Origin of the sequence: Mesorhizobium sp. M4B.F.Ca.ET.089.01.1.1 (genome assembly GCF_004022605.1) — a bacterium.
GTDB classification, from domain to species: Bacteria; Pseudomonadota; Alphaproteobacteria; order Rhizobiales; family Rhizobiaceae; genus Mesorhizobium; species Mesorhizobium abyssinicae.
Genome location: NZ_RZOS01000174.1, coordinates 1 through 11254 on the forward strand (window position 1 = coordinate 1; position 11254 = coordinate 11254).

The following is an 11254-nucleotide window of genomic DNA, read 5'->3' on the forward strand; positions in this document are numbered from 1 at the left end:
TCGCAGAGGTCGCGCACGGTCTTCGACATCACGTCGAGCGCCGCTCCAACCGTGCGCGACCTCTGCGAGTTGCCTGACCCGGCCGGCTATGTCCGCTCCGCCAAGGGCAAGCCGATCGGCGCGCTTGAAGACATCGCCGCCAACAGTTTCGAGGCAGAGCGCGACGCGAAGAAGCCGTTCCTGCTCTCCCCCGCCGACCTGCAGGCGGTGAAGGCTTCCGGCGTCACCTTCGTCGTCAGCCTGCTCGAGCGCGTCATCGAAGAACAGGCGCGCGGCTCGGCGGAGAAGGCCGATGCCATCCGCGCCGACATCGCCGGCCTGATAGGCCACGATCTGTCGAAGCTGAAGCCCGGCTCGCCGGAAGCGATGGAGATCAAGGCCAAGCTGATTTCGCGCGGCGCCTGGTCGCAATATCTGGAGGTAGGCATCGGCCCGGACGCCGAAATCTTCACCAAATGCCAGCCGATGGCATCTGTCGGCTTCGGCGCCGATGTCGGCCTGCACCCGGTCTCCACCTGGAACAATCCGGAGCCGGAGATCGCCATGATCGCCGACAGCACCGGCCGCATTGTCGGCGCCACGCTCGGCAACGACGTCAATTTGCGCGACGTCGAGGGGCGCTCGGCGCTGCTCTTGGGCAAGGCCAAGGACAACAACGCGTCCGCAGCGCTCGGTCCCTTCATCCGGCTGTTCGACGAGACGTTTTCCATCGCCGACGTGAAGCGCGCCACGGTGCGGCTCAGCGTCGAGGGCGAGGACGGGTTCGCGCTGGAGGGCGCAAGCTCGATGGCCGAGATCAGCCGCTCGCCGGAGGAGCTGGTCAAGGCAGCGATGGGGCCGCATCACCAGTATCCGGACGGGCTGGCGCTCTATCTCGGCACCATGTTCGTACCGTCGAAGGATCGCGGCGAGAAGGGCAAGGGCTTCACCCACAAGGTCGGCGACATCGTCACCATCTCGTCGGAGAAGCTCGGCGCGCTGGTCAACCGTGTGCGCCTGTCACCGGATTGCCCGCACTGGACCTATGGCGCCAGCCATCTGATGCGCGACCTCGCCAGGGCCGGCCTGATCTGACAACCCTGCAAGAACCGGCCTTCATCATGTCCGATTCGCCGCCGATCTCCGTGCGCAACGTCGCCAAACGCTTGGGCGGCTTCGTCGTTCTGGTCGACTGGCTGGGCAGGATCTGGCGCGGCCGGCGCGCGGAGCGCAGGCAGAACGGGCCGCGGCTGAGCCTCGCTCGACTACCTTACCTCGCCCAAACTGGGCCGCGATTGATCTTCAAGGAAAACGTTCCGGTTCAATAGGTTAGCGCGCCGCAACAAGGCTGCTTTATCCAGATTTGTCGGATGATTGGCAAACGGTGCGGCAATTCTGCACATCAGCTATGCAAGTTTCATGGTTGCCGAATCGTTAAGCAATCAGTAGATATCCGGGTGTCGGCCTTCTCCTCCTCCCAGATGTGATGCCGACGGTGAATGCGGTACACCTCCTCCCGTGCCGCATTCGAAATCGAGCCCGCTGCCTCCTCCTCCCGGCAGCGGGCTTTTTTTGTTCCTGCCGTTGCGGACGGGAGACGGGCCCTGCTGTCAGCGCGCTCTGAAGGACGCGATCAGCCCTTCCGCCATGCGCACGAACTGCGCGCTCGGACCCTCGGCGCCGACGCTCTGCATCGAGACACGCGCGCCTTCGAGCAGCAGCGACAGCGTATCGGCAAGAAGCTCTGCCTGGCCGACGCCGGCATCGCGGCAAAGGCTGACCAGGCGTTCGCGCTGGGCTTCCTTCAGCTCCTTGATGACGCGCCTGGCCGGATGATCGGTCTCGCTGAGCTCGACGGCGGCATTGGCCATGTCGCAGCCGCGGCTGTCGGCAGTGAGCATCTCGGAGACCTTGCGGACCCAGGCGTGCAGCTGCGCCAGCTTGTCGCCCGGGTGCTCGGCCTCGAATGCGTCCCATATCGCTGCGGCCTTGGCCGCCGTGGCGCGCAGGCATTCGATGATCAGGTCGTCCTTGGATTCGAAGTGACGGTAGAGCGTCATCTTGTTGGTGCCGGCGGCCTCGGTGATGGCGTCGACGCCAACACCCTTGATGCCGTGCTTGTGGAACATGTCCTGCGCCGTCTCCAGGATCCGATCCCGGGGGCGAGAGCGCTCCACGACGCCGTCTGCCATCATGATCTCCTTTCGTTTCCAAAAAACCCTCGGCCACCTCTTGACTAGGGTGTTACCGGTCTGTAACTTCCGGAATGTTACTTACTGGTAACACCTATGTCTCTCCGCGTCAACGACAAGACCCGCCGATCGGTCCTGCCAGAGTGAGATAGGGCCAGAAACCTGCCTGTCATGCGGCTTCGGCCGGTGAAGACGAGAAAACGGTTCGCGATCATTTGGATGCGGACCGCAAGCAAGGAGCCGCTCCTATGCAGAAGCGCAAAGACCTGACGATCGACGAGGCCATCCGGGATCCGATGATCCGGCTGGTGATGATGGCGGACCGGGTCGATCCGCGCAGCCTCGAGGCGATGCTGCGTTCGAAGGCGGCCACGCAGGCGCCGGACCGCAAGGCACTGCCGCGTTTCCTGGAAGATTCAGGCGCGGCGCGCAGCCGGCAGTTGTCCAGGATCGCCAACGCGTTTGGCGAAGCAAAAGCATTCAACGAGGCCTGCGTGTCATGGTGAACTTCTTCGTCCAGCGCCCGATTTTCGCATCGGCGATCGCCATCATCATGATGCTCGCCGGTGCGATCGCTTATTTCCTACTGCCGGTCTCGCAGTTCCCCGACATCACGCCGCCGCAGGTGGTGGTCAGCGCCCACTATCCGGGCGCCAGCGCGCAGGTCGTGGCCGACACCGTGACCACGCCGCTCGAGCAGCAGATCAACGGCGTGCAGGGCATGACCTACATGTCGTCGACGAGCTCGAACGACGGCTCCTCGACCATCACCATCACCTTCGATGTCGGCTATCCGCTGAGCACCGCCGCCGTCGACGTCCAGAACCGCGTCTCGCAGGCCGCATCCTCGCTGCCGGCGATCGTCAACCAAAGCGGCGTGACGATCAAGAAGCAGAACCCCAATTTCGTGCTCATCGTCGACCTCACCTCGCCGGACGGCTCGGTCGATCCGGTGGCGCTGAGCAACCTCGCCTATCTGCAGGTGGTCGATCCGCTGAAGCGCCTGCCCGGCGTCGGCGACGTGCAGATCTTCGGCGAGCGGCGCTATTCGATGCGCGTCTGGCTCGATCCCGACAAGCTGGCCAATCTCGGCATCACCGCCGTCGACGTGCAGAACGCGATCGCCGAACAGAACGTGCAGGTGGCGGCCGGCAAGATCGGCCAGTCGCCGGCGCCTGCCGGCACCGCTTTCGAGATGCAGGTCAACGCCGTCGGCCGCCTGAGCGACCCGAAGGAATTCGGCGAAATCGTCGTGCGCGCCGACCCGGCGAACGGCTCGCTGGTGCGCTTGCGCGACGTCGCGCGCATCGAGCTCGGCGCATTGCAATATTCCTCCTCCGCCTTCTTCGGCAAGGACCCGACGGTGGTGCTCGCCGTCTACCAGATGCCGGGCTCCAACGCGCTCGACCTGCAGCAGCGGGTCAAGGACAAGATGCAGGAGCTGTCGGCGCGCTTCCCGAAAGGCGTCAAATACGGAATGCACTACGATACGACGCGCTTCGTGTCGGCCTCGATGCATGACGTGCTGATCACGCTCGGCGAAGCGCTGGTGCTGGTCGTGGCGGTGGTGTTCATCTTCCTGCAAAGCTGGCGCACCACCATCATCCCGACCATCGCCATCCCGGTGTCGCTGATCGCGACGCTGGCGGTGATGTACATGCTGGGCTTCTCGCTCAACATGCTGTCGCTGCTCGGCATGGTGCTCGCGATCGGCCTCGTCGTCGACGACGCGATCGTGGTGGTGGAAAATGTCGAGCGACAGCTCGAGGCCGGCCTCAAACCGCTGGCAGCCACGCGCGCGGCGATGGCGGAAGTGACGGGACCGATCATCGCCACCACCGCGGTGCTGATGGCGGTGTTCATTCCGGTCGCCTTCATCCCCGGCGTCTCGGGCAAGCTCTACAACCAGTTCGCGCTCACCGTGGCGATCTCCGTCGGCATCTCGGCTTTCAACTCGCTGACGCTGAGCCCGGCGCTGAGTGCCGCATTCCTGCGCCATCGCGGCGAGACGCAGTTCTTCTTGTTCCGCTGGTTCAATGCTGGCTTCGACTGGCTGTCGCATGCCTATGCGAACGGCGTGCGCATCCTGATCAGGCTGCGCTGGATCATGCTCGGCCTGTTCGCGGCCGGTCTCGTCGCGACCTATTTCGTCTGGCAGAAATTGCCCTCAACCTTCCTCCCCGTCGAGGATCAGGGCTATTTCTTCGTCGTCATCCAGCTGCCCGACGGCGCCTCGCTGGAGCGCACCGATGCGGTGGCCGAGAAGGCGCGCGACATCCTGCAGAACACGCCCGGCGTCGACATCGTCGGATCGATCAGCGGCCTGAACTTCCTGACCAGCGCCGCGCAGTCGAACTCGGCGGTGGAGTTCGCCATCCTAAAGCCATGGGACGAGCGCGGGCCCGACCAGAGTGCCTCCAAGCTCGTCGAGCAGGTGCGCGGCAAGCTGCTGCAAATGCCGGAAGCCTTCGCGCTCTCCTTCGACCCGCCTTCTATCCCGGGCCTCGGCACCACCGGCGGCTTCGAGTTCCAGGTCGAGGACCTGTCCGGTCGCGGAAGTGCTGCGCTTAACGACGTCACCCAGGCTTTGCTCGCCGAGGCGCGCAAGCAGCCCGAGCTCAATCCGCAGCAGCTGTTCTCGTCCTTCTCGACCTCGACGCCGCAGTTCAACTACGACCTCGACCGCAGCAAGGCGAAGCTCCTCGGCCTCAACCTGCCCGACGTGTTCAACACGCTGCAGATCTATCTCGGCTCGCTCTACGTCAACGACTTCAACCTGTTCGGCCGCACCTTCCGGGTGACGATCCAGGCCGACAAGGATGCGCGCGCCGGTGCGGCCGACATCTCGCGGCTCTATGTGCGCAATTCGTCGGGCGGCATGGTGCCGCTGAGCACGCTGGGCAAACTGGTGCCGATCGTCGGGCCCGAGACGGTGCCCCACTACAACAACAATGCGTCGGCCCTGATCAATGGCGGCGCCGCCCCCGGCTTCTCGTCCGGACAGGCGGTGGCGGCGATGGAACGCGCCGCGGCAAATGTCCTGCCCAGGGATTTCGGCTATGAATGGACCGGCATCACCTATCAGGAGCTCAAGGCAGGCTCGATCGCCTCGATCGTGTTCGGCCTGGCAATCGTCTTCGTCTTCCTGATCCTGGCGGCGCAGTATGAAAGCTGGGCAATGCCGTTCATGGTGCTGCTCGCCGTGCCGCTCGCCTTGTTCGGCGCCTTCGCGGTGCTGTTGCTGCGCGGCATGCAGATCGACGTCTACTCGCAGATCGGCTTCGTCATGCTGATCGGCCTGGCGGCGAAGAACGCGATCCTGATCGTCGAGTTCGCAAGGCGACGGCGCGAGGAAGGCCTCAGCATCGTCGAGGCGGCGATGGAAGCCGCGCGGCTGAGGCTCAGGCCGATCCTGATGACGGCCTTCGCCTTCATCCTCGGCGTGCTGCCGCTGATGTACGCCACCGGCGCGGGTGCGGCCAGCCGCCAGTCGATCGGCACCACCGTCTTCGGCGGCATGGTGGCGGCGACGGTGCTGTCGCTGGTGTTCGTGCCGGTCTTCTACGCGGTGATCGAGCAGTTGCGCGAGCGCCGTGAGCGGAGCGAACCCGCCGCGGAACATGAACAAGAGCATATTGAACCGACTGCCGAGCCGGCGCCCCTGCGCCTGGCTGAAGCGGCCGAATAGGATTTGGAGACCAAAATGCGTAAATGGAAAATCGCTTTGGGAACGGCTGTGGCGCTCGGCGCAATTTCGATGGCCAGCGTCCATCTGCTCGACATGGGCAGCTTGAGCCTCAATGCCGGCACGGCCGGCGCGGCGCCCGCGCCGGCGGCCTTCGTGATGCCGGTGCCGGTGGTGAACGTCGTCAAGAAGACCATTCCGATCTATCTCGACTATGCCGCGCGCGTCGAGTCGATCCGCAGCATCACGCTGCAGGCCCGCGTGCCCGGCTATCTGCAGGAGCAGGCTGCCGCCGACGGCAGCGACGTCAAGCAGGGCGACCTGCTCTACCGGATCGCGCCGGAGGACTATCAGGCCGCACTCGACCAGGCGAAGGCCGAGATCGAGCGTGACACGGCGACGCTCGACTACGCGCGCTCCAATCTCGGTCGCGGCACCGAGCTCGCCAAGAGCGGCTACCTCGCCAAGGACAGCTTCGACCAGCGCACCAGCACCTTGCGCGCGGCCGAGGCGGCGCTTGCGGTCGACAGGGCGGCGCTCCGCACCGCCGAGCTCAACCTCGGCTATGCGGAGATCAAGGCGCCGTTCCCGGGGCGCATCGGCCGCAACCAGGCTTCGGTCGGCACGCTGGTCAGCGTCGCCGGCACGGTGCTCAACACGCTGGTGCAGCTCGATCCGATCTACGTCACCTTCAATCCGAGCGAGACGGATCTGGTTGAGATCGAGGCGGCCAAGGCGGCCGGCCCGATCGCCGTCGATGTTCTGTTGCCGGGTCAGACGGAACCCAGCCAGAAGGGCGAACTGACCTTCATCGACAACACGATCGATCATTCGACCGGCACCATCACGGCGCGGGCGACGATCGGCAATGCGAAGTTCTCGTTGCTGCCCGGCCAGTATGTTCGTGTCCGGCTGCATGTGAAGGAGCAGCCCGACACGCTGATGGTCCCGCAGGTGGCGCTCGGCTCCAGCCAGCTCGGCAAGTACCTCTACGTGGTCGGCAAGGGCAATACGGTCGACCAGCGCATGGTGTCGCTCGGCCCGGTCAATGGCGACCAGGTGGCCGTCCTGAGCGGCGTTGCCGAAGGCGACCAGGTGATCACCGGCAACCTGCAGAAGATCGGCCCCGGCATGCCCGTCTCGCCGTTGCCGCAACAAAAACCGGCCAGCTGATAACCCCCATCAGTCCCGGTCCCGCGGCGCCCTCGACTCCCACGTCGAGGGCGCCGTTTTGTTGAGCAAGGCGACCAGCCGGCGATGTCGGCACGCTCGGCCTTTGCCGGCAGCATGAAGGCGCAATAGGGCTGGCCGAGGCGCACCGCGACCGACGACAGCGCGATCAGGCGCCCCGCTTCGAGATCGGCCCCGGCCATGATTGACGCGCGGCCTGAGCCATCGACAGAAATTTCGGAATTCGCAAATTGCCTCTTGTTAGATTGTCGACAATCTGTTTGTCTTCCAATGGTTCATCCGGAGTGGGCGCATGGCGAAGCTGGATTTCAGTCCGATCGCGGATACGACGCGCAGGGCGGAGATCGTCGCGCTGTTGCGGCGCGCCATCCTGACCGGCCAGCTGGAGCCGGGGCAGAAGCTCAACGAGCTCAGGATTTCCGAACAGATGCGGGTAAGCCGCGCGCCGCTGCGCGAGGCGATGCGCGAGCTGGTCCAGGAAGGCATCCTGACCAGCATTCCCTACGCCGGCACCTTCGTCATCGATGTCACCGCCAAGGACATCATCGACGCCTATTCGCTCAACAAGGTGCTCGATGAATTCGCCATCGAGTGCACCTGGCCGCTGCGCGACCAGCGCTTCTTCGACGAGCTCGACCGCCGCCACGAGACGGTCAAGCAGGCGACGCGTGCGCTCGACACCACGCGCCAGATCGAGACGGCGCTGCAATTGCATGGCCTGATCTACGAATGGGCCGACAATTCTGTGCTTTTGGAAACCTGGCAGCGCCTCACCAGCCGGCTGCAGATGTATTTCGCGCTGCATCAGCAGGCGCGCGCCGAGCCGGTGCCCGCGGAGGATGTGCACGAGACCTATGTGCGCCTGCTCAAGGGCAACGACATGCGCGCCGCCCAACGCCATGCGCGCGAGCATATCGACCTCGATTTCGAAGAGCTTCTCGCCTATGCGCGCAGCCTCGAAAAGCGCGCCTCGAAAGGCGCCTGATCATCCCGCAGACAATGGACGACAACGTGAAGATCAACAGCATCAAGGCCTACCATGTCGTGCAGCCCTTCGTGGACGGGCCCTACCGGATGTCGAAGGGGCGCGTGGCCGACTGCTTCGACGCGGTGATCGTCGCCATCACCTCCGACAGCGGCGTGACCGGCTGGGGCGAGATGGCGCCGCTCGGCAATTTCTACTCGGCGGCGTTTCCGGCGGGAACGCGCGCGGGCGTGCCGGAAATCGCGCCGCATCTGATCGGCCAGGATCCGCGCGGCCTTGCCGGCATCGGCCGGCTGATGGACACGGTGTTCAAGGGTCATCCCTACATCAAGTCGGCGTTCGACATGGCCTGCTGGGACCTCGCGGCGCGCGCCGCGGACGTGCCGCTGGTGACGATGCTCGGTGGCCGCGAGAGCGAGACGGCGGAGCTCTACAGGGTCGTCACGCACGGCACGCTCGACCAGATGGCCGCGCTCGCCAGGCGCATCGTCGCCGAGGGCTACCACCGGCTGCAGGTCAAGGTCGGCGGCAATGTCCGCGACGACATCGAGCGCGTGACGACGGTCGCCGCCGCCGTACCAAAGGGCACGGTGATCTTCTGCGACGCCAATGCCGGCTGGACACCCTACCAGGCGCGCCAGTTCGCCGATGCGACGCGCGCCATCGACTACACGTTCGAGCAGCCCTGCACGACGCTCGACGAGAACATGTCGGTGCGCCGCATGCTCGACAAGCCGATGGTGCTCGACGAATCCGTCACCTCGCTGGAGGAGATGCTGGAAATTCACCGCCGGGGCGCGGCCGACGGGCTGACGCTGAAGATCTCGCGGCTGGGCGGCGTCACCAGGACGCGGCAGATCCGCGACGTCGCAGTCGACCTCGGCTTCATGATCACGGTCGAGGACACCGGCGGCGCAGAGATCGACACGGCCGCCATGGCGCATCTGTCGCTGTCGACACCGGAGGAGCGGCGGCTGCACGCCATCGCCTTCCACGAATGGGTGACGGTGCGCACCGCCTCGAACAAACCGCCGGTGACCGGCAGCCGCATGGGCATCCCCGACGGGCCTGGCCTCGGGATCGACGTGGTGCCGGACCTGCTCGGCAAACCGTTCTTCGAGATCGGCGGCTGAAGATGAAGATCCGCCGCATATCGGCGACGCCGGTTCCAGGTTGAGCGCTTGTTGAGACACTCAGCACTATTCGTGCTGAAGGCGTCGATTTTGGCCCAAAACGCCCGACAAAATCCCTCACGAATGCGCCCTGCCGACATCGAAGGTCCGGCATTGCCGCTGCACCGGCGTCTGCAAATCGGATTCCCGCAGCATCTGCCCAAATGCCGGTTGAAATATTTTTCAATTGGAAATAGGAATGTTCATGATAATCATCCCGGCGCAGCGGCGCGCCAAGGACCGGAGGAAGCTATATGTCCCATCCGCAATTCGCAGCGGAACTCCTGCAGCGCGCTGAAAAGCAGGGGCCGATCATCATCGGTCTCGCCGGCGCCGGGCAGATGGGCACCGACATCGTCGTTCAGGTAGCACTTATGCCGGGCATGCGCATCGGCGCCATTTCCGAGGTGCGTCCGCAAGCGGCGATCGACGCGGCGCTGCTTGCCGGCCATGACCTCTCCGACATCGTCCAGGCGCCCAACGCCTCTGCCATCGACCGTGCCATCGAGGCCGGCAAGATCGCCGTCACCGAGGATCTGCATGCGCTTGCTGCCGCCGGCCGCATCGACGTCATCATCGACGCCACCGGCAACCCCAACATCGGCACGCTGTTCGCGCTCGAAGTGATGAAGAACGGCAAGCACATCGTCATGCTCAATGTCGAGGCCGACATCACCATCGGCCGCTTCCTCAAGGAAGAGGCGCGCAAGGCTGGCGTGGTCTACACCGGCGCCGCCGGCGACGAGCCCGCCTGCACGCTGGAGATCATCGGCTTCGCCAAGAGCCTCGGCTTCAACATCGTTGCCGCCGGCAAGGGCAAGAACAATCCGCTGAAGTTCGACGCCGTGCCGGCCGACTACGAGAAGGAGGCCAGCGAGCGCAACATGAACGCGCGCATGCTGGTCGAGTTCGTCGACGGCTCGAAGACGGCGATCGAGATGGTGGCGATCGCCAACGCCACCGGCCTGGTGCCTGACGTGCCGGGCATGCACGGCCCGACCGCGACGCTTGACGAACTCGCCAACGTGCTCTGTCCGCGCGAGGATGGCGGCGTGCTGCATCGCAAGGGCGTGGTCGACTATTCGATCGGCAAGGGCGTGGCGCCCGGCGTGTTCTGCATCATCGAGACCAGGCATCCGCGCGTGCTGGAGCGCATGATCGACCTCAAGGTCGGCAAGGGCCCCTATTTCACGATCTTCCGCCCCTATCACCTGACCAGCCTGGAAGTGCCGCTGTCGGCGGCGCGCGCCGTGGTCTACAAGCGCGCCGACATGGAGCCGCTCGACCATCCGGTGGCGGAAGCCGTGGCGGTCGCCAAGAGCAACCTCGGCGCCGGCCAGTCGCTCGGCATGATCGGCGAGAACGACTATCGCGGCTTCGCCATGACATGGGAGGACGCGCGCGCCAGGGGGGCACTGCCGCTCGGGCTCGCCGAACGCGCCAAGGTGGTGAAGCCAGTGAAGGCCGGCGACTTCCTCACCTATGAAAACTGTGTACCCGACGATTCGATGGTGATAACCCAGATCCGCCGTCGTCTCGACCAGTCGGACGGACGGTTCGTCACCAACGCCGCCTGACCTCCCGGATCCCCGCCTGATGGACGATGTCGTAATCGGGATCGACGCCTCGACGACGGCCGTGAAGGCGATCGCTTTCGCGCGGAACGGGGCGGAACTGTTCCAGGCGCGCGAAACCTACCCGCTGTCCAACCCTGCGCCCGGCCATTTCGAACAGGACGCCGAGCATTGGTGGGCGGCGCTGCTTGCCGCGCTGAAGCAGGTCGCAGGCAAGGTCGGCGGCTCGCGCGTGGTGGCGATTTCCATCGCCCACCAGCGCGAGACGTTCACCCTGATCGACGCTGCCGGCAAGCCGCTCATCCCGGCGATCCTGTGGCTGGACGAGCGCGCCCGCCCGCAAGTGGCGCGGCTTTCGGCCGAGCTCGGCCGCGAGGCGATCCGCGACTGGAGCGGCAAACCGCCGGATCCGACGCCGGCGCTCTATGCGCTCGCCTGGCTTGCAGAACATCGGCCGCAGGCGCTTGGCCAGGCAG

Annotated in this window: 10 protein-coding genes; 9 read left to right on the plus strand and 1 reads right to left on the minus strand. The window is 65.2% G+C overall.

Translation table 11 applies throughout. From position 1 onward, the window contains the following. The first annotated feature begins 27 nt into the window (after window positions 1-27). Entirely contained in the window at window positions 28-1074 is a 1047-nt protein-coding gene (locus EN780_RS17600) for a fumarylacetoacetate hydrolase family protein (protein ID WP_245500003.1), read from the plus strand. Between the two features lie 26 nt (window positions 1075-1100). After that, entirely contained in the window at window positions 1101-1307 is a 207-nt protein-coding gene (locus EN780_RS17605) for a hypothetical protein (protein ID WP_128274841.1), read from the plus strand. A 282-nt stretch (window positions 1308-1589) separates the two neighbouring features. On the opposite strand, the gene EN780_RS17610 is transcribed toward EN780_RS17605, so the two are convergent. After that, window positions 1590-2171, minus strand: a complete 582-nt coding sequence (locus EN780_RS17610) for a TetR/AcrR family transcriptional regulator (RefSeq protein ID WP_127286709.1) — start codon at window positions 2169-2171, stop codon at window positions 1590-1592. Window positions 2172-2386: 215 nt separating this feature from the next. Here EN780_RS17610 and EN780_RS17615 point away from each other — a divergent pair, with 215 nt between their 5' ends. From EN780_RS17615 to EN780_RS17650, 7 genes are all read left to right on the plus strand, one after another. Continuing rightward, window positions 2387-2677 carry a hypothetical protein gene (locus EN780_RS17615; protein WP_245500001.1) on the plus strand — a complete coding sequence of 97 codons (291 nt, stop codon included), beginning with the start codon at window positions 2387-2389 and terminating at the stop codon, window positions 2675-2677. Further along, on the plus strand, window positions 2671-5859 hold the full coding sequence (locus EN780_RS17620; protein ID WP_128274842.1) for a multidrug efflux RND transporter permease subunit: 3189 nt from the start codon (window positions 2671-2673) through the stop codon (window positions 5857-5859). The genes EN780_RS17615 and EN780_RS17620 overlap by 7 nt, the downstream gene beginning before the upstream one ends. Before the next feature lie 15 nt (window positions 5860-5874). Continuing rightward, complete coding sequence (locus EN780_RS17625) at window positions 5875-7029, plus strand: efflux RND transporter periplasmic adaptor subunit (RefSeq protein WP_128274843.1); 1155 nt, start codon at window positions 5875-5877, stop codon at window positions 7027-7029. Between the two features lie 310 nt (window positions 7030-7339). Next, window positions 7340-8032 carry a GntR family transcriptional regulator gene (locus tag EN780_RS17635; RefSeq protein WP_128274844.1) on the plus strand — a complete coding sequence of 231 codons (693 nt, stop codon included), beginning with the start codon at window positions 7340-7342 and terminating at the stop codon, window positions 8030-8032. A 26-nt stretch (window positions 8033-8058) separates the two neighbouring features. Beyond that, window positions 8059-9165, plus strand: a complete 1107-nt coding sequence (locus tag EN780_RS17640) for a mandelate racemase/muconate lactonizing enzyme family protein (RefSeq protein WP_128274845.1) — start codon at window positions 8059-8061, stop codon at window positions 9163-9165. Window positions 9166-9458: 293 nt separating this feature from the next. Further along, window positions 9459-10781 carry a homoserine dehydrogenase gene (locus EN780_RS17645; RefSeq protein ID WP_128274846.1) on the plus strand — a complete coding sequence of 441 codons (1323 nt, stop codon included), beginning with the start codon at window positions 9459-9461 and terminating at the stop codon, window positions 10779-10781. A gap of 19 nt (window positions 10782-10800) precedes the next feature. Then, window positions 10801-11254: FGGY family carbohydrate kinase (locus EN780_RS17650; RefSeq protein WP_245500002.1), on the plus strand; the 454-nt coding region annotated here is incomplete at its 3' end.